The organism is Burkholderia semiarida, assembly GCF_029268935.1.
In the GTDB taxonomy this organism is placed as follows: Bacteria; Pseudomonadota; Gammaproteobacteria; order Burkholderiales; family Burkholderiaceae; genus Burkholderia; species Burkholderia semiarida.
Map to the genome: position 1 here is coordinate 891,809 of NZ_JAHLCL010000007.1, position 25,225 is coordinate 917,033.

A 25,225-nucleotide genomic window follows, 5' to 3' on the forward strand; every position below is an offset into this window, starting at 1 on the left:
CCTTCAATGCTGCGACGACAACGCGCGCATCACCGCCAGCATGCCCGGTCCCGCCGTCACGATCAGCAAGGCCGGCAACAGCGTCAGCACCATCACGCCCGTCATCTTTACCGTCAATCTGCCGATCCGTTCGCGCAGCATCGCACGACGCGTCTCGCGCAAACGATCGCCGAACTGCTTGAGCGGTTCCTGCACCGCACCGCCATGCTTGTCGACCTGAATCATCAATCGCACGATCGCGCGCAAATCCTCGTTGTCGAATCCACTGGACAGCCGCTGCAGCGACTGCTCGCGCGTACGGCCCGCGGCGAACTGACGCTGCGCGATTCCCACCTCCGACGACAAGACCGGCAGCATCCCCCGAAAATCGTTCGTCACGACCTGCAGGCTTTGATCGAGCGACAGGCCGACGCCTTGCAGCAAGCGCAACATGTCGACGAGTAGCGGCAATTCGTCGACGACGCTCTGTCGCCGCGACGCGGCGCGGCGCTGCACGTAGAGTTTCGGCAGCATGAAGCCGAGCCCGAAGGCAGCGCACATGCCGACCATCCAGATGCTGCCTTTCATGCGCCCGCTCGCGAAAATCGCGAACAGCAGCGGCAACACGATCCCGCATGCCACCCGCGCGCTCAGAAACAGCCCACGCGTGCGTGCATCGACATACCCGCACTGCTCCAGCAGGCGACGATCCTCTTCCGCGACGGCATATTTGCCGAATCCGGTGTCCAGCCAGCGCATGCCTGCCGCCGACAGGCGATCCAGCCAACGTTCGACGCGCCGCCCGCGACGCGCGTTGGCTTTCGCCTGCGCATCGCCATCCTGCGCGGGCCGCGCTTTCGCCGCCTCCAGTGCAGCCATTCGCCGATCCAGCGCATCGACCAATGCTCGTTCCGCCCGCGCCGCGGCATTCGCACGTAACGTCACGGCCATCCCGAGGAGCAGCACCCCGAGCGCGCCCACGGCCAACGCAATCGCCCCGATCTGAGTTGCTGTCATAGCGTCACCTGAGCCGAGCCATTCGATACAACCATATGCTGCCGACCACTTGAGCCAGGAACGCGATCATGAGCAGCGACCGCCCGCTCGGATCGCCCCACATCCCGTACAGGTACTTCGGATTGGTCATCACGACAAAGCTCCCGATTGCGATCGGCAGCATGACGAGGACGAACGCGGACAGCCGCGTCTCCGACGACATCGCGGTCAATTCACGCTCGGCCTGCTCGAGATCGCGCATGAATACGGCCATCCGCTCGAGCATCACATCCGCACGACCGCCATATTTGACCGACAAACGCAACACCGACCCGACGAGCTCAAACTCTTCGGTCCGGTAGATCTTCGCGATGTGCATCATGGCGCGGTCGATCTCGATACCGCCGCGCAGCATCCGCGACACGACGTCGAGACAGCCGCGCAGCGGCTCCTCGGTCGTCAACAGTGACGACTGGAAAGCAGCCGGTACGCTGTTGCCCAGTGTCACGAGACGCACGATCCCATCGAGGAACGACGGGATCTGCCGGACGATCTTCAGCCGTCGCCGCTGGATCCGCGACGCGAGCCAGACACCGAGTATCGCGCTACCGCAAATAATCGCCGCGCAACACGCCAGCATGCCGCCGTGACTGCCGGCAATGACTGCAGCCGCAACGAGCACGGCCAGCGCGACGACCGCCTTGCCGCGCGCATCGTCTATCCCCGCACGACTTGCAAGGTTGGACAGATATTCGGATGCGGTCGCATACCAGTGCGCCCAAAAGGCATCCGACGATACCTTCCGTGCCGCCCCCGGCTGCTGTACGGCACGCACTGCACCAGCCGCCGGCGCACGCTTCGCCGGTGCGTCGACACGTGCGCCAGGCTCGAGCCGGCTGTCGATGAAACGCTTCGCGTCGGTCCGTACGCGCCGGGTCTGCGCGTGATGCCACAGCATCATCGCAGCCGCGACACACAGCATCGCGAGCGCCAGCGCCCATACCATCCCGCTATACATTGAAGCCCCCGCCGCCGCGGCCGAACCCGCCACCGCCAAAGCCGCCGCCACCGAATCCGGCATCGCCGAACCCACCGCTCGTCAGCGTCTGACGGAAGCGCGCAAGCTTCGGTGAATGCGGATGAATGCCCAGGGTTTCCCAGTGATCGACTTCCTCGCCCTCCGGCGTCACCCGCGCTTCATAGCGGTAAAGCTCCTGGGTCGCGATGATGTTGTCGGACAGCCCGGTCACTTCGGTGATCGACAGAATCCGTCTCCGCCCGTTCGACAGGCGTCCTATCTGCACGATGAAGTCGATGGCGTTCGCGATCTGCCGACGCAGGCTCGACTCGGTGCCCTGGAAACCTGCAAAACCGGCAAGCATCTCGAGACGGTACAGACACTCGCGTGGAGAACTCGCGTGCACCGTGCCCATCGAGCCGTCGTGGCCTGTGTTCATGGCCTGCAGCATTTCAAGCACCTCGCCGCCGCGTACTTCGCCGACGATGATCCGGTCCGGACGCATCCGCAACGTATTGCGCAGCAAGTCGCGAATCGACACGATACCGGTGCCGTCGAACCCGCCCGGACGGCTCTCGAGCCGCACGACGTGCGGGTGGTTCAGCGACAACTCGGCCGTATCCTCGATCGTCACGACACGCTCGATTTCCGGAATATGGAACGCGAGCGCGTTGAGCAGCGAGGTTTTACCGGAACTCGTACCGCCCGACACGAGAATGTTGCAGCGCGCCTCGACCGCCGCCTGAAGCAACGTGTTGATCTCTTCGTTGAATGTCCCGTTACCAAGCAGGTCGGACGGCTTCAGCGGATCCTTGCGGAATTTTCGGATCGACACGACCGGACCATCGATCGACAGGGGCTCGATCACGACGTTCACGCGGCCGCCGTCGGGCAGCCGTGCATCGACCATCGGATTCGACTCGTCGAGCCGGCGACCGATCGGCGCGAGTATCCGCCGCACGATGCGCAACAGGTGCGCGTTATCGGTGAAACGCACCGGCAGCTTGGCAAGAATCCCGTGACGCGACACATACACGTCGTTGTAGCCGTTGATCAGGATGTCCTCGACCGCCGGGTCCGCCAGCAAATCCTCGATCGGGCCGAAACCCGCGAGTTCCTTCGTCAGCGCCTCCGCGATCGTCCGTACCTCGTTTTCATTGAGCGGAATGCGGCGCAGGCGCACGAAGCTGTCGATCTCGAGATCGACGAACTGGTTGATCGCCTGGCGGGACCATCTGCCGAACTCGGCGCCCAATTCTTCGATGCGCGTCAGCAAGTGTTCGTGCGCGGCATTCTTGATGTCGTGGAACTGCTGAGTCTGGGAGAACGGCGCTGCGCCGTCGGCAAATTGAATGTCGTGTGCCATCGCTTACGACCGCTTGGACAAGGGTTGAATGAAACGCTTCAGCGCGGACAATCCAGACGCCGGACCGGGTGCCGCCGGACGAATCGACACGCCCGGCAGCCGCGCGGCGAGCGACTCGAGCGCGCGCACGTACGGATCGCGCTCCGCCATATCGACGATGAGTCGCCCCTGGTTTGCCGCATGACCGATCGCGACGCGGCGCGACGGCAACGTGCCGGCCAGCGACAGCCCTAGCCGCTCCGCGATCTGCCCGGGCGTCAGATCGAGCGCGGGGTCGTACTGGTTGACGACGAGCCGCATGCGATCGGTCTCGACACCCGCATCGCGCAGCCCGGTGAGCAAATCGGCCGCCGATACGATCGACGCGACGCCCTGATCGCAGACGAGCCATGCTTCGTCGGCGGAGCTCGTGATTTGTGCAACGAATTCGCGATTCGAAAAACCGCCGAGGTCGACGATCTGCTGATCGAAGAATGCGCGAAACCGGTTCAGCAAACCGGCGCACGACGCGTACGACACGTCGCGCAGCGCGCCAAGATCCGCCGGCAGCGTCGTCAACGCAACGCCGCTCTCATGCCGGGTCAGCGCAGTATTCACGAAGGTCCTGTCGATGCGGCGCAGGTTGTGAACCGCATCGATGAAATGGAATTCACAGCGCGTATTCAGGAACAACGCGCCATCACCCGCTGGTAACCCGAGGTCGACGAGCGCGGTCTGGCGACCGGCCGGCGTCCCGCCGTTCGGCACGCCGCTCCCGTCCGGGCTCACCGAGCGCTTCTGCAACCATACGGCCAGATTCGCCGCGAGCGTGCTCACCCCCATGCCCGCACGCGCGCCGAGCAATGCAACGAGCTTGCCGTGGCGGCTCGCCGGCTCGCCGACGTTCTCCAGCAACCCGCGCGTGGTGCGCAAAGCATCTTCCGCCGGAGCCGACACGTCGATGAAATCGCGGACGCCGGCGCGCAATGCAGCCAGCGTGCTCTCCGGCTGTGCGAGCGAACCCAGCGCGACAATGGGCAGCCCCGGATGCGTGGCGCGAATCGCAGCCGCGGCAATGCTCGCCGCCGCGCTGCCGTCGGAGAAATCGATAAAAACGAGCGTCGGATTGAGGCCCGTAATGCGTTGCGCCAGCACACCCGGATCGAGAGATGCGGCCTCGACCGCGCCGGCCGATACGAGCGTATCGGCCAGCCAGCGGACATGTGCCTCATGCTGCGACGCACAAACGAAATAGTCGGTCACGGCGGGTTCACACAAGGATTGAATTCGCGCATTCATGTCGAACACCCCCGATTACACAAGGCGTGGCGTTGCATCGCAAGCCGCGAGACATTCCACTCATTTCGAAAATCCGGGAGCAGCGTCGGGCGACGCAACTCCGCCCAGATACGATTTCCAGACCGGCCCGTCGCGCTGCTCGGACAACTCGCCGGGCGTCGCGGGCAACACTGCACCCTTGGCAATCGGCGCAACGAGATGCGGCGTCACGATGATCAGCAGTTCCTTGTCGTTCTGCTGATAGCTCAGATTCTTGAAGAAGGACCCGATGATCGGCAGATCGCCGAGCAACGGCACCTTGCTCACGTTCGACATCGTCTGGCGATCGATCAGCCCGCCAATCACGAAGCTCTCGCCGTCGCCCAGTTCGACGGTCGTATCCGCGCGGCGCGTCGTAATGCCGGGCACTGCGACGCCGCTGATCGTCACGCTGTTCACGAAGTCGAGCTGACTCGATTCGGGCGCGACCTTCAGCGCGATCCGGCTCGGACTCAAGACCGTCGGCGTCAACGAGAGCCCGACGCCGTATTGCTTCCACTGGATCGCCGTCGAACCGAGCCCCTGCGGCGATGGCACCGGAATCTCGCCTCCCGCGAGGAAGCTCGCGCTCTGCCCGGACAGCGCGACCAGTGTCGGCTCGGCCAACACGCGCGCGAGATTGTTCGCCTCCAGTAGAGACAGGTCGGCAAAGATGCCGCGTCCGGCCGCGTTCACGACCAGGTTGAATGCGGACGCGACTGGCGATCCGAGCGTGGGAACGTATCCCCCGGTCCCCGGGCCCGACCCGCCGCTATAAGATTGCACGCCACCCGGCGAGAACGATCCGAACGAAAAGCCGTTGCTTTGCTTGAAGAAATTGAACCCGACCTGCTTGAGCACCGAACGGCTGAATTCGACGACCCGCACATCGACTTGCACGACGCTCTTGCCGGGCACCGTCGAGCGGTCGATCACGGCGCCCTTGCCGCTCATGTTCTTGCCGACCGCGGCCGCACGCGCATGTGCCTCGAGCGACGCGGCCGAGCCTTGCAGCACGGCCGTGCCGCCGTATGCATTCACGCGCGGCGTAGCGCCGTCGAGCACGGCTTGCGCGGCCGCGTCGACCACCGCGACGTTCCAGATCCTTGGTTCATCGTTCCCGCGCTCCCACAGCATCACGTTGGTTGCGCCGGGAGCCTTCGCAGTGAGCAGCACGGAACCGGAGCGGCTACCCTTCATGATCAGCACGTCGGCAATTGCCGGATCACCGACTGCGACGCGCTGGAGGGTGCGACCCGCCGAAATTTGCCGTTGTGCGCCGACGGCGAGTTCGATCGTAGCGCTCGCGCTTGCGAACGAGGCGAAGGTCATGATCCAAATGGCAATCGCGAATGCAATCAGTGTGTTTTTCATCGTTTGGTAGACCGGCGCGCGGCCTTTTGCTTGTCGTCGCTGGTATCGATGGCCGTCGACCTGGTTCAATAAGCAACCGTTTCCGACCGGCCGCCGCGAATCACTTCGATGCCGCCCCCCCCGCTCGGCCGTACAGGCGGCGGCAGGTGCGACGGCAACGGAGGCAGGTTCGTACTGGCTACGGGCGTTCTCGGTGTGCCTGACAGTTGCTGCAGCGAGACGCCTGCTGCGGCCAGCGCCGACGGCGACAGCTTGTTATCCGTACGTACTGCGACCGTCTGCAGCGCAAGATCGTCGTCACGCGGGTTGCGCAATGCCAAGGTCAGGCGGCCGGTCGCCTCGCCGAGCGTCAGCGCATCGACCTGCGCGGTCGGCACCGCGAGCACCGCGATGCGGGCGCCGGTCGGTTGCCCATTACCACCGTTGTTGTTGCCGCTGTCGCGCTCGGCGGTCGCATCGCCGAACGACAGCACCCTGACCTTCGACAACAGAAGCCGCGCCTGTGTCTGCGAAACCTCGCCGTCAAGCATCGTGCTGCCGACTTCGCGTTTCAGGTTCAGGAACACGTCGACGAAATTTCCGGGCCGCAGGCGGTTGCCGACCGCGTTCGTTTCGTCGACCCGAACCGCAACCGCGCGCTCGCCGGGCTGCACGTCCTCGGCAAGCCCCGACACGAGTGCATCCGCAACGACCGGGGTCGAGGCCGGAATGTCGCGAATCGGCACGCGGCCAGCCAGCGCAGCGGGGTCGCTGAAGGCGCCTGCCGGTGCCGGCGCCGTCGCCTGGATCTTCAGCGCATCGGCCGGGATCGGCTGTCCACCGGACAAAGCACGCGTTGCAATGACGATCGGCACCGCCGTGGCCGCCACCATCGGCTGTGCCGGCGTGGGACTTGACACGCTGCGTCCAAGCACCCATGCATAGATTCCGAGCAGAACGGCGATCGCAATCAGCAGCCCCGCGATGATCTTCGTTATGTTGTTGGCCATGTTGTCGTATGGATGCCGGATTGAATCCAATCAGTTTCTTCTTGTCGCGCGATTTGCACGTGACAGATCTATCGCATCATGATGCCCAACTCACAGCATCGACTGCGGAATTTGCACCACTGCCGTACCCGTCAGTGGTTTGGTCATGATCGTCCCGAGGAACGGCATGATCGTCATCCAGCTATCAGGCGTATAGCTCACCGTGACCGTCAGGCAGTACAGCAACGGCGTAGGCGTTCCGTTGTAGTTGCACTGCTGCGCCACCACGTTGGGCGGACTGCTGTTCAGCCAACCTAGAACGTTCTGCGTGGTCGTCTTGGCGTTCGCGACGCGCGTCGAGAGGTCCGGTGCATAAGCCAACCCAGCACGCGCGCCCTCGCTTGCAGCCAGCGTCAAGCTCTGCTGAATAAGGAAAATCATCCCGAAACTCAGAATCGCGTAGAAAATCACGAAGAACAGCGGAAACACGATTGCAAACTCCACCGCTGTCGCTCCACGTTGCCGTCGCCATCTCCGGCATGCGTTCTGTCGTTTCATCGCACGCCCCCGATTGCGACCAGATAGACCAACCAGGCGGCAGCCGGCACCGCGAGGCATGCGGCATAAGGCGTCGCGCGATACCCGCCAACTGCCAGCACTGGCGCGCGCTGCCGCCACAAGCCTCCGAGCGACGTGCGCGACAACAGCATCAGCACGAGCGCGTGCAGCCCTGCAGCCAGACTGGCAGCCACCCAGAGCCAAAGCAGCGCATGCGCACCGCACCAGATGCCGAGCACGGCGAAAATTTTGACGTCTGCTGCGCCCATGACGCGCAGAAGGAAAAACGGCATCAATCCGATCAGGCCGATCAGCATGCCGACCACTGCCTGATGCACGGAAATGCCAAATGGACTCGCGGCCACGCATGCAGCGCCGACCCCGCCGATTAATCCGGCCACGACAAGGGTGTTCGAAATACGGCGGAAACGAATATCGCTGACCACGACCGAGCCGGCCCAGGTCAGAAATACCCCGCTAAAAATGAGATGTCCCATCGCACCACGATCCGCAGCAGATGCAAGGGCGGGCGGATTACCGAGGTAGTCCGCCCGCTACTGCGCCACGACGACTTCCGGAAAAGAAGAAGTCGGCTTAGCCCGCCGTGGTTGTCGGAGTTGCCCGAATCGCGGAGGCGGAACAGTTCGTAGACGAAGGAGACGACACGCACGTGCCGAGATTGGTGAACATGTTGCCGAGACTGCTGCCGATGTTCGTCACCCCGGCGACGATCGCGACAGCGATAAGACCCGCGATCAGCCCATACTCGATCGCGGTAACCCCGTCTTCTTCCTTAAGGAAACGCTTGATGATTGCTTTCATTTTATTCCTCGTGCCTGTATTTACGTTTTCTGGCCTTTTATACGTATACGTCCCCGCATATCTGGCCGTTTGCCCCGGACCGTTCGTCACATCTGCTGTAACGACAACCGGGTGCGCTTTCTTTATAGGTCGCCCCGAAGGGCATTGCTCACGATTTGATGCAAGTTAACATTCGCGATAGCGCTCCTCCTCGAACGTAGTGTACCGAACCGTACATACCCTTACATCTGCTCCGGATTCTATATCCGATCCTATTTGAATTCCAACCTCTTTTAACCACTCTGCCGGAAAAAAATGACCAGGAGCACGACGTATTTGTACGGCGTTTCGGTACGACTTACACATAGGATTTACGATAGGTTAGATGTGCACACCTAATCCACCAGTAAAACAATTGCCGCGTCCACCAAGCCCGTGTGGGCCCCGCGTTACGCCCCACGCGTAACGCCATTGTTGTGACGTTACGTTACGAAACGGGCGAAACCGTTCTCATTCCTCTGCACTTAAACAGATTCAACAATCTTTCAATTTCCGGAACTTCCTTTGCCGACAAGGAATTGCCTCGTTTAAAACCTGTTGCCGAACCGTCGGGCATCGAAATGGCACGACAGTTGCAGAGTAGTCCTCGCACCACTCAACACAACGCAGTTCACAACACACTTTTAATGCGAGGACGAAATGGACATTAAGGTTATCCCTCATGGCGTGTTCCGGACGACTCTGATCGCGGCCACCGTTGCAGCCATGCTTTCCCTCTCCGCATGCGGCGGCTCCGGCTCCATCAGCCAGGGCCTCGGCGGCGGCTCGAGCTCGGGCGGCGGCGATACGATCTCCACGTCGGGCGGCAATGGCTCGAGCGGCACGTCGGGCACGAGCGGTACGTCCGGCACCAGCGGCACCTCGGGCACGAGCGGCACGTCCGGCACTAGCGGGACCTCGGGTACGAGCGGAACGTCGGGCACCAGCGGAACTTCGGGCACGAGCGGTACGTCCGGCACCTCGGGTGTGTCGGCGAATCCAGTGGGAAATGTCCTCGCAAGCACCGGCAACATCATCACGAATGCCGGCGGCACCGTCTCCGGCCTCGGCTCCGTCATCGGCAGCCAGACGCTGCCGGGCGTCAATCCGGCCACCACGCAATCCGCGGGCGGCATCGTACAAAGCGTCGGCGGCGCGGTCACCGCCCTGGGCAACGGCCTCGGCAGCGGTCTCGGCCAGTTCGGCGCGACGAAGGATCCGGTCGGCACCACGGTTGCCAGCACCGGCGGCGTGGTCAATCAGCTCGGCGGCGCAGTCACGCAAACGGGCAACCTGGTCACGAGCCTCGGCAGCGGCCCGCTGTCGCCGCTCGCGCCCGTCACGGGCGCCGTCGGCGGCCTCGTCTCGACGCTCGGCGGCGCCGTGTCGAACGGCGGCACCACGCTCACCAACGCGCTGTCGACCGGCCCGATCCAGCAAGTCACGCAAACGGTTAGCTCGGCCATCACGCCGATCACGACGATGGTCGGCCAGACGACCCAGACGATCGGTTCGGCAACCGGCCTCGGCGCACCGGTCAACACGCTGCTCGGCACGGTCGGCAACGGCCTGAACCAGGCCGGCGCCCTGCTCGCATCGACGGGCGGCAACCCGGTCACCACGGGCCTCGGCAACACCGTCTCGTCGACCGGCAACACCGTGAAGGCGGTCGGCGGCCTGCTCACGGGCGGCACCGGCGGCGTGACCAACCCGCTCGCTCCGCTCACCGGCATCGTCTCGACGGTCACCGGCGCACTCGGCGGCGCAACGGGTGGCGGCAGCGGCCCGCTCGCGCCGGTCACGGGTCTCGTCTCCACGGTCACCGGTGCACTGGGTGGTGCAGCAGGCGGCAGCGGCGGCCCGCTTGCGCCGGTCACGGGTCTCGTGTCCACGGTCACCGGTGCACTGGGCGGCGCAGCGGGCGGCAGCGGTGGTCCGCTCGCGCCGGTCACGGGCCTTGTCTCGACGGTCACCGGTGCACTGGGTGGCGCAGCAGGCGGCAGCGGTGGTCCGCTCGCGCCGGTTACCGGTCTGGTCTCCACCGTGACAGGCGCGCTCGGCGGCGCAACAGGCGGCAGCGGTGGCCCGCTCGCCCCGGTTACGGGCCTCGTCTCCGCGGTTACCGGCGCACTCGGCAGCGTAGCGGGCGGCGGTAATCCGATTGCCGCCCCGGTCCCCGCTGTCACCAGCACGGTCAGCGCACCGGCACTGAGCGGCGGCACGGGTGCCGTCACGAACTCGGGTTCGTCGTCGAATCTGCTTGCGCCCGTCACGTCGCTGATCGGCGGCCTGCTCGGCGGCACGCACGGCAAGTAATCCGACATCCATTCATCGAAAAGACAGCGAGGAGTCCATCATGTCCCAGCAACGTTCCATCACGACCGCCGCCCTGCGCCAGTGGCGCGTGCCCCTCACCGCCTTTGCCGCGGCGTGCCTGCTGGCCGCCTGCGGCGGCGGCGGCGTCAGCTCGCCGCCGACCAGCAGCAACGACAACAACAACCCGAGCACGAGCGGCACGCCGGGCACGAGCGGCACCAGCGGCTCGTCGACCGGCACCAAGGGCGTCATCAGCACGGTCGGCCAGACGGCCAGCGACCTCGGCAGCACGGTCGGCAACATCAGCCTGCCGGGCCTCGGCGACGGCGTGACGAAGGGCGTCGGCAGCACACTGGCGAGCACCGGCACGATCGTCGGCGCGGCAGCCGACGCGGTGAGCAACGGGCTCGGGCAGATCGGCTCGACGAAGGACCCGGTCGGCACCACGGTGGCCGGTCTCGGCAACGTCGTCGGTGCGACCAGCAACACGGTGTCCGGCCTGAGCTCGACGGTCAAGGCGCTGGGCACGGGCCCGCTGGCACCACTCGCACCGGTCACGACGCCGGTCGGCACCGTGCTGGACACGGTCGCCAACGGCCTGACGGCCGCCGGCACGACGATCGGCTCGACGCTGTCGTCGGGCGCCGTGCAGCAGGTCACGCAGCCGATCAGCTCGGCGATCACGCCGCTCGTGATCACCGCCGGCCAGGTCACGCAGCAGGTCGGCACGACGACCGGCCTCGGCCAACCCGTGTCGGGCCTGCTCGGCCAGATCGGCGGCGCCATCAGCTCGGCCGGCAAGCAGGTCGGCGCAACGTCGAGCCAGCCGCTCGTCGGCGACGTCGGCCAGCTCGTGACCGCGGTCGGCAATACCGTGACCAACGCCGGCGGCCTCGTCAATCCGAACGGCCCGAACGGCGCGGCACCGATTCCCGGCCTGATCACGAGCCTCGTCGGTGGCTCGACGGCAACCGTCCAGAACGGCTCGTCATCGGGTTCCGGTTCGACGAACCCGCTCGGCGGCCTGTTGTCGGGTCTCGGCTCGACGCCGCTCGGCTCACTCACGGGCGCGCTCGGCGGCGCAACGGGCGGCTCGGGCAGCAGCCCGCTCGCACCGGTCACGGGCCTCGTCTCGACGGTCACCGGCACGCTCGGCGGCGCAACGGGTGGCGCAGGCAGTGCAAACCCTCTCGCGCCCGTCACCGGTTTGCTGAATACTGTCACCGGAGCAGTGGGCAGTGCGGCAGGGTCCGGGGGCTCGAGCCCGCTCGCGCCGGTCACGTCGCTGGTCGGCAGCGTGTCGGGTACGGCATCGTCCGGCAGCGGTTCGACGGGCCTGCTGGCGCCGGTCACGGGGTTGCTGGGTACGCTGGGTAGCGTCGGCAAGTAAGGAGGACGGTCGCGTCATCGCAGCCGGAGCGACTGACGCGGCCGTACCAACACGCCCGGCATAGCGGCACGCGGCGCGCGACACCCTGGTGTCGCGTGCCGGCATTACAAAGAAGACGAAAAGCAAGGCCTACGAGGAAGAACAATGAAATCCAGACTCGACAGATGGATGATGCTGCTCGCCATCGCGGCAGCAGGCACGGCACAGGCACAAACGCGCGTCGGCGGTAACCCGCTCGACTCCCTCCCCCAGATCAACGCACCGAAGACGGGCCCGAACGTCACCGTTCAGGTCGCGCCGCAGGCCCCGCAATTGCAGGAGCTGCTGTCGCGGCACCTGACGCCGAAGACGTTCCAGGTCGAAGGTGTGAAGTCGATACCGTTCGAGGAAATCACGCGCCGCTTCACGCCGCTCGTCGGCAAGGACATCACGATCGGCGAGCTGATCGAAACCGCCAACGGTGTGACGAAGCTGTATCAGGAACGCGGCTACGCGCTGTCGTTCGCGTTCGTTCCCGCGCAGACGTTCGAGAACGGCGTCGTGCGCATCACGGTGGTCGAAGGCTATGTGTCGGACGTCAAGGTCACCGGCAAACCCGGCGCGATGGAACCGAAGATTCGCGCGATTGCCGCGCACATCACGGCCGATCGTCCGCTGCGCCGGGCCACGTTCGAGCGCTACGTGAACACGTTCGGCCTGCTGCCCGGCCTCACGGTGAAAGCGAACGTCCCGCCGCCGCAAACCACCGACGGCGCGACGACGCTCGAGCTCGCAGTCGATCGCAAGCCATTCAACGTCAGCACGGGGGTCGACTTCAACCACCCGGGCGTCCAGGGCCTCATCACCGCGACCGAAAACGGCCTTACGCGGTTCGGCGAGCAGTTGAGCATCTCGGCGCTCGCACCGCCGGGACGCGACAAGCAGACCTACTTCGCGTTCAGCGGCGCGCTGCCGGTCGGCAGCAGCGGCCTGATCACGCGTCTCGATGCGAGCACGTATCGCGGCAAGCCGACCGACAACCCCGGCCTGCCGTCGTCAGTCGAGCGCACGGTCAAGAACGAGAAACTCGGTCTTTCGGCTTCCTATCCGATCTTGCTGAACAACCAGCGCAGCCTGCTCGGCACCGTGTCTGGCTATGCGTCGCACAACGAAGATCGTTACCAGAGCAAGATCAACGGCAACAGCATCGACACGCGCTCGCAAGTCCGCGTGCTGCAGATGCAGCTCGACTACACGAGTGTCCAGCCGAAACAGGTGCAGAAGCTGAGCGTCAACGTCGCGAAGGGCTTCAATATCCTCGGCGCATCGAAAGCGCAGGACATTACCGTCGGCACGACGACGACCTCGGTGGACAGCCCGATCTCGCTGACTTTCGTTCGCACCGGCGCGACGTTCACGCAGACGAACGAATGGCCGTTCCGGATCGGCACGTCGGTTTCGCTGACCGGGCAATACAGTCCCGACTCGCTGCCGACGTCCGAACAGATCTCGTTCGGCTCGACCCGTTACGCGCTCGGTTACCAGCCGGGCGAAACGTCGGGCGACTCGGGCTGGGGGATGTCGCTGGAAGTCAACCGCGGCTTCACGCCGGGCTGGACGTATCTGAAATCGATCACGCCGTACATCGCGTACGACATGGCCCGCGTGTATCTGCACGCGGGCACGCCATCGCCGAACCGCATGTCGTCGGTCGCCGTCGGCGTGCGGCTCACGGACAGCCGCTACTACAGCCTCGATCTGAACGTCGCGAAACCGGTGGGCGATGCGCCGGTCGAAAGCGCGTCACGCAGCCCGCGCATCAACGCCGCGTTCTCGTATCAGCTCAACTGATCGGTCACCCAAACCACGAAACGGCCGGCGCCATGCCGGCTGTTTCGATTAGAGTCCCCTCTATCAAACGTAGCGTGCTGTTTCACGTATTCTGGCGAAGCTCGCAACATGCCCGCCCCATGCAGACGGTCGTGCGAGCGAATCGAACAGACATGCAAAACAAGGAGGAAGACAATGATTCACCTGACCCGCCCGTTGCGTGCAATCGCCATCGCCGGCGCCCTGCTCGCGTGCGCAGCGCCCACGTTCGCGCAGGCCGACAGCCCGATCGGCATGTGGCAGACGATCGACGACAACACCCATCAACCGAAGGCACTGGTACAGATCGCCGAGGACGGCGACGGCTCGCTGACGGGCAAGGTCGTCAAGGGACTCGGCGCGAACGATACACCCGATCGCCGCTGCACCGCGTGCACGGACGAGCGCAAGGATCAGCTCATCAAGGGCATGACGATCATCAAGGCGATGAAGAAGGACGGCGACCACTGGGACGGCGGCAACATCCTCGACCCGGAGAACGGCAAGGTCTACAAGTGCAAGATGACGCTTGAAGACGGCGGCCAGAAGCTCGTGGTGCGCGGCTACATCGGCGTGTCGCTGCTGGGCCGGTCACAAACCTGGGTTCGCCAGCAATAACGCGGTACGCGCCCGAACGCGCGATTAGCACGACTCAATAAAAAATCGGCCTGCGACGACGTCGCTAGGCCGATTGCTTTTGGTGCGCGCACAACGGAAACCGATGGCCATCACGCTGCGTGCTTCATCGTATCCGGTGCATAGCTGCCCGGTGCGCGATATGCGGGCGCCGCGTTGCTGCGCGCCTGCGCCGCCTTCGATTGCGTGTGCTTGCGCATCCGCGCGGACAGTTCATTGCAAAGATTCATGCCGGCGTCGCCATAGAGCTCGCGCATCACGTTCATCAACGTGCCCGTTTCGTGCCATACCTTGAAGCGGCGATGACATGTTTGATACGACGGGTAACGGCGCGGCATGGCCGACCACGTTGCGCCGCTGTAGATCACCCACAGCACACCGTTCAGCACGGCGCGCGTATTGGCTAACGGCCGGCCGCGCAACTCGGTGCGCGGCTGCATTTCGGGCAGAAGCGGCGCGACGCAGCGCCATTCGTGGTCGGTCAAATCGCGATACGGTGTCATGGACATCTCCAGCCTTAATAACCATGACACCACAATATCGGCTCACCTCAACGATGAATATAAGACAAATCCGAAAATACCCGAAGATTGACGAAATTTAACCGAAATTGATGTTTAAACCCCGCCACTTTCCCGACCGGCAACCGGTTCAGGTCAACGACGTATCGACGATACGGCGCGGCGTTTCGAGATACTCCTTCGACTGCATCTCGACGATGCGCGAGACCGTACGCGCGAATTCGTTGGCCATCGGGCCTTCGACGTACAACGCCTCCGCCGGCACCGCCGCGGACATCAGCAGCTTGACCTTGTGATCGTACAGCACGTCGATGAGCCACGTGAAGCGGCGCGCTTCGGACGCCATCCGCGGCGACATCTGCGGCACCTCGGACAGCACGATCGCATGGAAGCGGCTCGCCAGTTCGAGGTAATCGTTCTGCGAACGCGGGCCGCCGCACAACGTCGCGAAATCGAACCACACGACGCCGTCCGCCTTGCGCAGCGCCTTGAGCTCACGCTTCTCGATATGCAGGATCGGGCTCTCGTCGGGCACGGCCGCGAGCTTGCCGAATGCATGGCGCAATTCGCGATCGGCGTCCGCGCCGAGCGGCGTGTGATACATCTTCACCTGCGCGAGCGTGCGCTGGCGATAGTCGACGCCCGCATCGACGTTGAGCACGTCGAGCTTCTCCTTGATCAGCGCGATCGCCGGCAGCATGCGGTCGCGATGCAGGCCGTCCGGATACAGGTCGTCGGGATCGTAATTGGACGTCATCACGAACTGCACGCCGTTGTTGAACAGGCGATCGAGCAGCCGGTACAGGATCATCGCGTCGGCGATGTCCGACACGTGGAACTCGTCGAAGCAGATCAGCCGGTAGCGCTTCGCGATGCGTCGTGCGAGTTCGTCGAGCGGATCGGCCTGCCCTTTCAGCTCCTCGAGCTCGCGGTGCACTTCGCGCATGAATTCGTGGAAATGCAGGCGCGTCTTGCGCTGCACGGGCACCACCGCGTAGAAGCTGTCCATCAGGAAGCTCTTGCCGCGGCCGACACCACCCCACATATAGACGCCGCGCGGGAGATCCGGATGATTGATCAGCTTCTTGAACGCGTTCGAGCGGCGCGCCTTGTACTCGACCCATGCGTCGAAACAGCGCTGCAGGCGATCGACGGCCGCGCGCTGAGCGGGATCGGACTGATAGCCGCGCGTGGTCAGCTCGCGCGTGTAGTATTCGGTGACGTTCATCGGGCAAACCGGAAAGGACGAAGGCGAGCGGGAAACCCCGCCCGCCTTCGTCATGAGACGGCTGCGCCGGCCGACGGCCGGCAGGCGCTACGCCGTGCTCAGCTGTTCAGCGAGCGCTTGTCGACGGCGAGCGCCGCTTCGCGCATCACTTCCGACATCGACGGGTGCGGATGGCAGATGCGGGCGATGTCTTCCGACGCCGCCTTGAATTCCATCGCCACCACGGCTTCCGCGATCAGGTCCGACGCGTTCGCGGCGATCACGTGCACGCCGAGCAGTTCGTCGGTCTTCGCATCCGCGATCATCTTCACGAAGCCGTCCGGCGCGTTCATGCCGAGCGCGCGGCCGTTGATCGAGAACGGGAACTTGCCCGTCTTGATCTCGCGGCCTTCCGCCTTCAGTTGCTGCTCCGTCTTGCCGACCCATGCGATTTCCGGGTACGTGTAGATCACCCACGGAATGCAGTTGTAGTCGATGTGCGGCTTCTGGCCGTCGATCACTTCCGCGACCAGCACGCCTTCGTCTTCCGCCTTGTGCGCGAGCATCGGGCCGCGCACCACGTCGCCGATCGCGTAGACGTTCGGCACGGCCGTACGGCAGTGGTCGTCCACATCGATGAAGCCGCGCTCGTTCGCCTTCAGGCCGATGGCCTCGAGGCCGAGGTTGTCGGTGTTCGGCACGCGGCCGACCGACACGATCAGGCGGTCGGCGTCGAGCGTCTGCGCATTGCCGTCCTTGTCCGTGTAGGCGATCGACACACCGTTCGCGGTCGTCTTCACGTCACCGATCTTCACGCCGAGATGGATGTCGAGGCCCTGCTTCTTGAACAGCTTGGCCGCTTCCTTCGCGAGCGCTTCGTCGGCTGCGCCGAGGAATGCCGGCAGCGCTTCGAGCACCGTCACGTCGGCGCCCAGGCGGCGCCACACCGAGCCGAGCTCGAGGCCGATCACGCCTGCGCCGATCACGGCGAGCTTCTTCGGCACCGAGTCGAACGTCAACGCGCCTTCGTTGTCCGACACGATCTTGTTGTCGACCGGAATGCCCGGCAGATGACGCGCCTTCGAGCCCGTCGCGATGATCACGTTCTTCGCGGTGACGACTTCGGCTTCGCCCTCGCCGCTCACTTCGATCTGCACGCCGGCATCGGTCTTGCCGGTGAACTTGCCATGGCCCTTCAGCCAGGTGATCTTGTTCTTCTTGAACAGGAACTCGATCCCGCTCGTCATCTTCTCGACGATCGCATCCTTGCGGCCGAGCATCTTCGCGACGTCGATCTTCACGCCGTCGACGGTGATGCCGTGGTCGGCCAGGTGATGCGACGTGTTCTCGAACTCTTCCGACGAAGCCAGCAGCGCCTTCGACGGAATGCAGCCGACGTTCAGGCAGGTGCCGCCGAGCTTCAGCGCGCCGGCCGGGTTCTTCCATTTCTCGATACAGGCAACGGTCTTGCCGAGCTGCGCGGCGCGAATCGCGGCGATGTAGCCGCCAGGGCCGGCGCCGATCACGACGACGTCAAATTCCTTGGACATGACAATCCTTTCTACTTGTACGCCTGCACGTTCGCGCGTGGGCGCGAACGTGCAGAACGGGTCGATGCAGTGAGACTCGGCTTACAGGTCGAGCAGCAGGCGTGCCGGATCTTCCAGCGCGTCCTTCATCGCGACGAGCGACAGCACGGCTTCGCGGCCGTCGATGATGCGGTGGTCGTACGACAGCGCGAGGTAGTTGATCGGGCGGATCACGATCTGGCCGTTTTCGACGACCGGGCGCTCCTTCGTCGCGTGCACGCCGAGGATGGCCGACTGCGGCGGGTTGATGATCGGGGTCGACAGCATCGAGCCGAACACACCGCCGTTCGAGATCGAGAACGTACCGCCCGTCATTTCCTCGATCGACAGCTTGCCGTCCTTCGCCTTCTGGCCGAATTCGGCGATCTTCTTCTCGATCTCGGCGAGGCTCAGCTGATCCGCGTTGCGCAGGATCGGCACGACCAGGCCGCGCGGCGAACCGACCGCGATACCGATGTCGAAGTAGCCGTGGTAGACGATGTCGTTGCCATCGATCGACGCGTTCACCAGCGGGAACTTCTTCAGTGCATGGACGGCCGCCTTCACGAAGAACGACATGAAGCCGAGCTTCACGCCATGTTCCTTCTCGAACTTGTCCTTGTACTTGTTACGCAGCTCCATGACCGGAGCCATGTTCACTTCGTTGAACGTCGTCAGGATCGCGTTGGTCTGCTGCGACTCGAGCAGACGCTCGGCGATACGCGCACGCAGGCGCGACATCGGCACGCGCTGTTCCGGACGGTCGTTCAGCCAGGTCGCTGCCGACGCCGGCACCTTCACTTCCGGCAGCGACGGCTTCGCGGCGGCGGTCTTCGCCGGTGCGGCGGCCGGAGCAGCCTTCGGTGCGCTGCCTGCCGCCAGCGCGTCGCCCTTCGTGACGCGGCCGTCGCGGCCCGAACCCGCGACGTCGCCCGTCGACAGGCCCTTCTCGGCCAGCAGCTTGGCCGCGGCCGGCGACGCGGCCGCCGAGCTCGATGCGGTGGCGGCAGCCGGTTGCGCAGCCGGTGCGGCCGCGGCGGGCGCGGCCGCCGGCTTGACTTCGGCGGCGCCTGCCGCGGCTTCGGCGGCACCTGCCTTCGCTTCGGTGTCGATCGTCGCGATCACCTGATCGGCGACCACCGTGTCACCGTCGTTCTGCAGCACTTGCGCGAGCACGCCCGCCGCCGGCGCCGGCACTTCGAGGACGACCTTGTCGGTCTCGAGTTCGATCAGGATTTCGTCCTGCGCGACTGCTTCGCCCGGCTTTTTCTTCCACTGCAGCATGGTGGCTTCCGACACCGACTCCGACAGCTGGGGGACTTTGACTTCTACGATAGCCATGTGATTTTCCTGGATGCTTAATCTGGGGTATGACGAGGTTCGTGCGATTCCTTCGGCCGGTGCGGCGCGCCACGCGCCGGCGGGCCAAAAGGAACGGGAAAGCGCCGTGCGCCTTCCCGTTTCGCTTGACGTCGGTTATTTCGCGATCGATGCGCTCTTCAGGCGGCCGAATGCACCTTCGATCAGGGCCTTCTGCTGCTCGTAGTGCTTCGCGTAGTAGCCAACCGCCGGCGAGGCCGAAGCCGGACGGCCGCTGTACGCCAGCTTCTGCCCTTCCTTCATGCCTTCCTTCAGGTGGTGCTCGACGTAGAACCAGGGGCCCTGGTTCTGCGGCTCGTCCTGCACCCAGACCACTTCAGTCGCGTTCTCGTACTTCTTCATTTCGGCTTCGAACTGCTTGTGCGCGAACGGATACAGCTGCTCGATACGGATGATCGCGACGTCGTTCGCCTTCGCTTCGCGGCGGTGCGCGACGAGGTCGTAGTACACGCGGCCCGAGCACACCAGCACGCGCTTGACCTTCTTCGCGTCGATGCCGCCGTCGATTTCGCCCAGCACCGGCTGGAACGAGCCCTTCGCGAGTTCCGACAGGTCCGACACCGCTTCCTTGTGGCGCAGCAGCGACTTCGGCGTCGCGACGATCAGCGGCTTGCGGAACAGGCGGATCATCTGGCGGCGCAGCAGATGGAAAATCTGCGCCGGCGTCGTCGGCTGGACGACCTGCATGTTGTGATCGGCACACAGCTGCAGGAAACGCTCGATACGCGTGGACGAGTGTTCCGGACCCTGGCCTTCGTAGCCGTGCGGCAGCAGCATCGTGAGACCCGACACGCGGCCCCACTTCACTTCGCCCGACGAGATGAACTGGTCGATCACGACCTGCGCGCCGTTGACGAAGTCGCCGAACTGCGCTTCCCACAGCACGAGCGTGTTCGGCTCGGCGGTCGAGTAACCGTATTCGAAGCCCAGCACCGCTTCTTCCGACAGCACCGAGTCGATCACCGTGAACTTCGCCTGGCCTTCGGCGATGTTCTGCAGCGGCACGTACGTGCCGTCGTTCCAGCGCTCGCGGTTCTGGTCGTGCAGCACCGCGTGACGGTGCGTGAACGTGCCGCGGCCCGAGTCCTGGCCCGTCAGGCGCACCGAGTAGCCCGATGCGACGAGCGACGCGAATGCGAGATGCTCGGCCATGCCCCAGTCGAGCGGCTGGTCGCCGCGCGCCATGTTGCGGCGGTCGTTGATCACGCGCTCGACGAGCGGGTGAACCTTGAAGTTTTCCGGGACCGTCGTGATGCGTTCGCCCAGGCGCTTCAGTTCGGCGAGCGGCACGGCCGTGTCGGCTGCGTCCGTCCACTTGCGGTTCAGGAACGGCACCCAGTCGACCGCGTACTTGCTCTTGTAGTTCGACAGGACCGGGTCGACGGTATGGTGGCCGTCGTCCATCGCCTTGCGGTACGCCTTCACGTAGTTGTCGGCGTCTTCGGCGGTGATCACGCCCTGCTGCACGAGCTTCTCGGCGTACAGCGCACGGGTGCCCGGGTGCTGCGCGATCTTCTTGTACATCAGCGGCTGCGTAACGGCCGGCGTGTCCTGCTCGTTGTGACCCAGCTTGCGGAAGCAGACGATGTCGATCACGACATCCTTGTGGAACTGCATCCGGTAGTCGATCGCGATCTGGATCGCGAGCACGACGGCTTCCGGATCGTCGCCGTTCACGTGCAGCACCGGCGCTTCGATCATCTTGACGACGTCGGTACAGTACAGCGTCGAGCGCGCGTCGCGCGGGTCGGACGTCGTGAAGCCGATCTGGTTGTTGATGACGATGTGCAGCGTGCCGTGCGTGCCGTAACCGCGCGTCTGCGCGAGGTTCAGCGTTTCCATCACGACGCCCTGGCCGGCGAAGGCCGCGTCACCGTGGATCTGCACCGGCAGCACTTGCAGGCCGTCCTCGTCGCCGCGGCGGTCCATCCGCGCCTTCGCGGAACCTTCGACCACCGGGTTCACGATTTCGAGGTGCGACGGGTTGAACGCGAGCGACAGGTGGACCGGGCCGCCTTCCGTCGACACGTCCGACGAGAAGCCCTTGTGGTACTTCACGTCGCCGGCCGGCAGGTCGTCGACGTGCTTGCCTTCGAATTCGGCGAACAGGTCGGCCGGCATCTTGCCCAGCGTGTTGACCAGCACGTTCAGACGGCCGCGGTGCGCCATGCCGATGATGATTTCCTGCACGCCGCTCTTGCCCGCGTGCTGGACGACTTCGTCCATCGCCGCGATGAAGCTTTCGCCGCCTTCGAGCGAGAAGCGCTTCTGGCCGACGTACTTGGTGTGCAGGTAGCGCTCGAGGCCTTCGGCGGCCGTCAGGCGATTCAGGATGTGCTTCTTCTTGTCGGCCGAGAACGACGGCGTCGCGCGGGTCGACTCCAGGCGCTCCTGCCACCAGCGCTTCTGTTCCGGATCGCTGATGTACATGTACTCGGCGCCGATCGTGCCGCAGTACGTGTCGCGCAGACCCTTGACGATGTCGCGCAGCGACGCCTGGTCGAAACCGAAGTACAGGTTGCTTGCGCTGTACGTCTGGTCGAGATCGCCCTCGGAGAAGTCGTAGAAAGCCGGTTCGAGCTCGGGGATGGCGGGACGTTCGCGGCGCTTCAGCGGATCGAGATTGGCCCATTGCGAGCCGAGGAAGCGGTAGGCGCTGATCAGCGACTGGACGTGCACCTGCTTGCGTGCGGTCGCGAGGTTGCTGGTGCTTTCGCGCGGGATGAAGGCATTGGCCTTCGCACGCTCGGCGAACGATTCGACGATCGGGAAGTGAGCGACGTCATTGGCGTTCGAGCCGTCCGTTGCAGGCACGTTCTGCAGCGCGTCGAAATACTCTCGCCAGTTCTCCGGCACCGACGCCGGATTGTTGAGGTATGCATCGTACAGTTCTTCAACGTACGAAGCATTGCCGCCGAACAGATAGGAGTTCAGCTGAAACTGCTTCATTACATCTGACATTTTACGCTCACCTTTCTTCGAGCTTCTCGAGAAATAGCGGGTTACTCAACCTTCCGCGACACGGCCTGACCGTTTAGCGGATTGCGAATCAAGTCTTGCTTGGAAGGACCTAAAACTTGCGTGCGCGCAGCATATCACAGAACCGATACCGGAGTTCGCGGCGAAATGTGCGTGAAAGCACCGCGCGACGGGGTTTTGCCGGATTGCGGCGGCCCGCGGGAACAGTGTTTTGCAGGCAATCCGGCTGCACGATGCGCGGATGCGAAAAAGGCTGCCCGAAGGCAGCCTTTTCGTCGTGCTCGGGAACGGTCGATGCTCAGTCGACCGCGCCTTCGCGGCTCGCGCGGCGACGCTCGTGCTCCTTCAGGAAGCGCTTGCGCAGGCGGATCGACTGCGGCGTCACTTCGACCAGTTCGTCGTCGTCGATGAATTCGACCGCGTATTCCAGCGACATCTGGACCGGCGGCACGAGACGCACGGCTTCGTCGGTACCCGACGCACGCACGTTGGTCAGCTGCTTGCCCTTGATCGGGTTCACGACGAGGTCGTTGTCGCGGCTGTGGATGCCGATGATCATGCCCTCATACAGCGCGTCGCCCGGCTTCACGAACATGCGGCCGCGATCCTGCAGCTTCCACAGTGCGTAGGCGACCGCTGCGCCGTCGTCCTGCGAGATCAGCACGCCGTTGCGGCGCTCGAACACCGAGCCTTCCTTGACCGGCGCGTACGAGTCGAAGATGTGGCTCATCAGGCCCGTGCCGCGCGTGAGCGTCAGGAATTCGCTCTGGAAGCCGATCAGGCCGCGTGCCGAGATCTTGTATTCCAGACGCGTACGGCCGCGGCCGTCCGACGCCATGTCCAGCATTTCGCCCTTGCGGCGGCCAAGCTCTTCCATCACGCCGCCCTGGTGTTCGTCTTCGACGTCGACCGTCAGCAGCTCGTACGGCTCGTGCCGCACGCCGTCGATCTCCTGCATCACCACGCGCGGACGCGACACGGCCAGCTCGTAGCCTTCGCGACGCATGTTTTCGACGAGAATCGTCAGATGCAGCTCGCCACGGCCCGACACTTCGAACACCGTTTCGTCGCCGGTATCCTTCACGCGCAGCGCGACGTTGTGGTTCAGTTCCTTCATCAGGCGGTCGCGGATCTGGCGGCTCGTCACGAACTTGCCTTCGCGGCCGGCGAGCGGCGACGAGTTGACGAGGAAGTTCATCGTCAGCGTCGGCTCGTCGACGGTGATCATCGGCAGCGCTTCCGGCGTGTCGACCGCGCAGATCGTCGCGCCGATGCCGACGTCTTCAATGCCGTTGATCAGCACGATGTCGCCCGCTTCGGCCGACTCGACCTGCACGCGCTCCAGGCCCTTGAACGACAGCACCTGGTTGATCTTGCGGTTCAGCACCTCGCCTTCCGGGCCGAAGCGCATCACGACCGGCTGGCCCGGCTTGATGCGGCCGCGCGTGATGCGGCCGACACCGATCCGGCCGACGTACGTCGAATAGTCGAGCGACGTGATCTGGAGCTGCAGCGGGGCTTCCGGATCGGCCGGGCGAACCGGCACGTGCGCGAGGATCGCTTCGAACAGCGGGCGCATGTCGCCTTCGCGCGTGGCCGGATCGAGCGACGCATAGCCGTTCAGGCCCGACGCGTAGACGATCGGGAAGTCGAGCTGCTCTTCGGTCGCGCCGAGCTTGTCGAACAGGTCGAAGGTCTGGTTGATCACCCAGTCGATCCGCGCGCCCGGACGATCGATCTTGTTGACGACGACGATCGGCTTCAGGCCGAGCGCGAGCGCCTTCTTCGTGACGAAGCGCGTCTGCGGCATCGGGCCTTCGACCGCGTCGACGAGCAGCAGCACCGAGTCGACCATCGACAGCACGCGCTCGACTTCGCCGCCGAAGTCCGCGTGCCCCGGCGTGTCGACGATGTTGATGTGCGTGCCTTCGTACTCGACCGCGCAGTTCTTCGCGAGAATCGTGATCCCGCGCTCTTTTTCGATGTCGTTCGAGTCCATCACCCGCTCCGCAATCTGCTGGTTCTCGCGGAAGGTGCCGGACTGGCGGAGCAGTTGGTCGACGAGCGTGGTCTTGCCGTGGTCGACGTGGGCGATGATGGCGATATTGCGAAGGGCGCGGGTCATAGAAACCTGGAAATCGTTTGAACGCGCAAACGCGCGCGCTCGTGTTTTTCACGGGCGCGCGCGTTGCAGCTTGGAAAGCCTCAAATTATAGCACGTGCGCGTGTCGAGAGCCGACCCGCCCGTTGCAACGCAGCAAAACGGGAGCGCCGCGCGGCGCTGCCGAACTGCTCAAAGGTCCGGCGCACCGGCACCGTGCGGCGAAGAAACCTTACCCGGACAAGGGACTCTCGCGGGACACAGCACGCGTTTTGCCGTTCGATTAACATTTGCCGCGGCAAGCAATTGTGCCTATACTACTGCCTAGTCAACTATTGCAGCTTCAGGGTTTTATGTCGGATTCTTCTACCCCACCGCCCGTTTCGCCGCTGTCTACGTATCAGATGAACGATAGCGTCGGTTATCTGATGTCCCGCGTGAAGTCGGTGATGACCAACCTCGTCACGCAGCGCACGCAGGAAGAACTCGGCATCACGGGCACGCAGGCGAGCATGCTGTTCATGATCGCGGTCGGCAAGTGCTCGACGGCCGCCGAACTCGCGCGCGAATACGGGATCGACGCCAGCGCGGTCACGCGCCTGCTCGACCGGGTCGAGAAACGCGGCCTGCTGTCGCGTGTGCGCAGCATCGAGGATCGTCGCGTCGTGCGCCTCGAGCTCACCGACGAAGGCCGTGCGCTGGCCGAACGGCTGCCGCCCATTTTCCGCAGCGTGCTCGACCAGGTGCTGGACGGGTTTACGCCGGAAGAAGTCGGGTTCCTGAAGAGCATGCTGCGCCGCATTCTCAGCAACTATTGCGAGACGGCCGGCGGTAGCGTCACGTAATAGTTGCCATAACAATTACTTTTGACAGATTAATGTAAG

At 64.3% G+C, this 25,225-nt stretch carries 20 protein-coding genes; 5 read left to right on the top strand and 15 right to left on the bottom strand.

The annotated features are described in order from the left end of the window. Nucleotides 1–3 precede the first annotated feature (3 nt). From KPB06_RS17080 to KPB06_RS17120, 9 genes are all read right to left on the bottom strand, one after another. Entirely contained in the window at nt 4–996 is a 993-nt protein-coding gene (locus KPB06_RS17080; RefSeq protein WP_060318302.1) for a type II secretion system F family protein, read from the bottom strand. A 4-nt stretch (nt 997–1,000) separates the two neighbouring features. Further along, complete coding sequence (locus tag KPB06_RS17085) at nt 1,001–1,993, bottom strand: type II secretion system F family protein (protein WP_275906305.1); 993 nt, start codon at nt 1,991–1,993, stop codon at nt 1,001–1,003. Then, nucleotides 1,986–3,359 carry a TadA family conjugal transfer-associated ATPase gene (locus KPB06_RS17090; protein WP_059575728.1) on the bottom strand — a complete coding sequence of 458 codons (1,374 nt, stop codon included), beginning with the start codon at nt 3,357–3,359 and terminating at the stop codon, nt 1,986–1,988. Before KPB06_RS17090 ends, KPB06_RS17085 begins: the two co-directional genes overlap by 8 nt. A gap of 3 nt (nt 3,360–3,362) precedes the next feature. Continuing rightward, entirely contained in the window at nt 3,363–4,637 is a 1,275-nt protein-coding gene (locus KPB06_RS17095) for a fimbrial protein (protein WP_059575730.1), read from the bottom strand. Between the two features lie 60 nt (nt 4,638–4,697). Continuing rightward, on the bottom strand, nt 4,698–6,029 hold the full coding sequence (locus tag KPB06_RS17100) for a type II and III secretion system protein family protein (RefSeq protein ID WP_060318753.1): 1,332 nt from the start codon (nt 6,027–6,029) through the stop codon (nt 4,698–4,700). 65 nt (nt 6,030–6,094) lie between these two features. After that, nucleotides 6,095–7,018: a Flp pilus assembly protein CpaB gene (gene cpaB / locus KPB06_RS17105; protein ID WP_060318295.1), complete on the bottom strand. Its 924-nt coding sequence runs from the start codon at nt 7,016–7,018 to the stop codon at nt 6,095–6,097. A gap of 90 nt (nt 7,019–7,108) precedes the next feature. Beyond that, nucleotides 7,109–7,555 carry a TadE/TadG family type IV pilus assembly protein gene (locus KPB06_RS17110; protein WP_059575733.1) on the bottom strand — a complete coding sequence of 149 codons (447 nt, stop codon included), beginning with the start codon at nt 7,553–7,555 and terminating at the stop codon, nt 7,109–7,111. Continuing rightward, complete coding sequence (locus tag KPB06_RS17115) at nt 7,552–8,052, bottom strand: A24 family peptidase (protein ID WP_104012239.1); 501 nt, start codon at nt 8,050–8,052, stop codon at nt 7,552–7,554. The genes KPB06_RS17110 and KPB06_RS17115 overlap by 4 nt, the downstream gene beginning before the upstream one ends. A gap of 97 nt (nt 8,053–8,149) precedes the next feature. Beyond that, nucleotides 8,150–8,377 carry a Flp family type IVb pilin gene (locus KPB06_RS17120; protein WP_060965977.1) on the bottom strand — a complete coding sequence of 76 codons (228 nt, stop codon included), beginning with the start codon at nt 8,375–8,377 and terminating at the stop codon, nt 8,150–8,152. A 678-nt stretch (nt 8,378–9,055) separates the two neighbouring features. Between KPB06_RS17120 and KPB06_RS17125 the strand changes: the two genes are divergently transcribed. The 4 genes from KPB06_RS17125 to KPB06_RS17140 all read left to right on the top strand — a co-directional run bounded on the left by KPB06_RS17125 (nt 9,056) and on the right by KPB06_RS17140 (nt 14,567). After that, the gene (locus KPB06_RS17125) at nt 9,056–10,711 is read left to right on the top strand and encodes a collagen-like triple helix repeat-containing protein (protein ID WP_104012240.1); all 1,656 of its coding nucleotides are present in this window, start codon (nt 9,056–9,058) and stop codon (nt 10,709–10,711) included. A 40-nt stretch (nt 10,712–10,751) separates the two neighbouring features. Next, nucleotides 10,752–12,101, top strand: a complete 1,350-nt coding sequence (locus tag KPB06_RS17130) for a collagen-like triple helix repeat-containing protein (RefSeq protein ID WP_104012241.1) — start codon at nt 10,752–10,754, stop codon at nt 12,099–12,101. 144 nt (nt 12,102–12,245) lie between these two features. Continuing rightward, on the top strand, nt 12,246–13,931 hold the full coding sequence (locus tag KPB06_RS17135; RefSeq protein ID WP_059575744.1) for a ShlB/FhaC/HecB family hemolysin secretion/activation protein: 1,686 nt from the start codon (nt 12,246–12,248) through the stop codon (nt 13,929–13,931). A 174-nt stretch (nt 13,932–14,105) separates the two neighbouring features. Continuing rightward, a complete protein-coding gene (locus tag KPB06_RS17140) occupies nt 14,106–14,567 on the top strand; it encodes a DUF2147 domain-containing protein (RefSeq protein ID WP_104012242.1) in 462 nt (153 codons plus the stop codon). A gap of 110 nt (nt 14,568–14,677) precedes the next feature. Here KPB06_RS17140 and KPB06_RS17145 read toward each other — a convergent pair whose 3' ends face one another. The 6 genes from KPB06_RS17145 to typA form a co-directional block, all read right to left on the bottom strand. Then, nucleotides 14,678–15,088, bottom strand: coding sequence for a transposase (locus KPB06_RS17145; RefSeq protein ID WP_181035407.1), 411 nt, complete (start codon nt 15,086–15,088; stop codon nt 14,678–14,680). A gap of 148 nt (nt 15,089–15,236) precedes the next feature. Further along, nucleotides 15,237–16,334 (bottom strand): cell division protein ZapE, encoded by a 1,098-nt coding sequence (gene zapE, locus KPB06_RS17150; protein ID WP_275906178.1) that lies wholly within the window; start codon nt 16,332–16,334, stop codon nt 15,237–15,239. Between the two features lie 98 nt (nt 16,335–16,432). After that, complete coding sequence (gene lpdA / locus KPB06_RS17155; protein WP_059638802.1) at nt 16,433–17,863, bottom strand: dihydrolipoyl dehydrogenase; 1,431 nt, start codon at nt 17,861–17,863, stop codon at nt 16,433–16,435. Nucleotides 17,864–17,944: 81 nt separating this feature from the next. After that, nucleotides 17,945–19,222 (bottom strand): 2-oxoglutarate dehydrogenase complex dihydrolipoyllysine-residue succinyltransferase, encoded by a 1,278-nt coding sequence (gene odhB, locus KPB06_RS17160; RefSeq protein WP_059575753.1) that lies wholly within the window; start codon nt 19,220–19,222, stop codon nt 17,945–17,947. Between the two features lie 135 nt (nt 19,223–19,357). After that, nucleotides 19,358–22,222: a 2-oxoglutarate dehydrogenase E1 component gene (locus tag KPB06_RS17165; protein ID WP_059575755.1), complete on the bottom strand. Its 2,865-nt coding sequence runs from the start codon at nt 22,220–22,222 to the stop codon at nt 19,358–19,360. A gap of 316 nt (nt 22,223–22,538) precedes the next feature. After that, nucleotides 22,539–24,365, bottom strand: a complete 1,827-nt coding sequence (gene typA / locus KPB06_RS17170) for a translational GTPase TypA (RefSeq protein WP_059575756.1) — start codon at nt 24,363–24,365, stop codon at nt 22,539–22,541. A gap of 329 nt (nt 24,366–24,694) precedes the next feature. Here typA and KPB06_RS17175 point away from each other — a divergent pair, with 329 nt between their 5' ends. Continuing rightward, nucleotides 24,695–25,186, top strand: a complete 492-nt coding sequence (locus KPB06_RS17175) for a MarR family winged helix-turn-helix transcriptional regulator (protein WP_059575757.1) — start codon at nt 24,695–24,697, stop codon at nt 25,184–25,186. Nucleotides 25,187–25,225 lie beyond the last annotated feature (39 nt).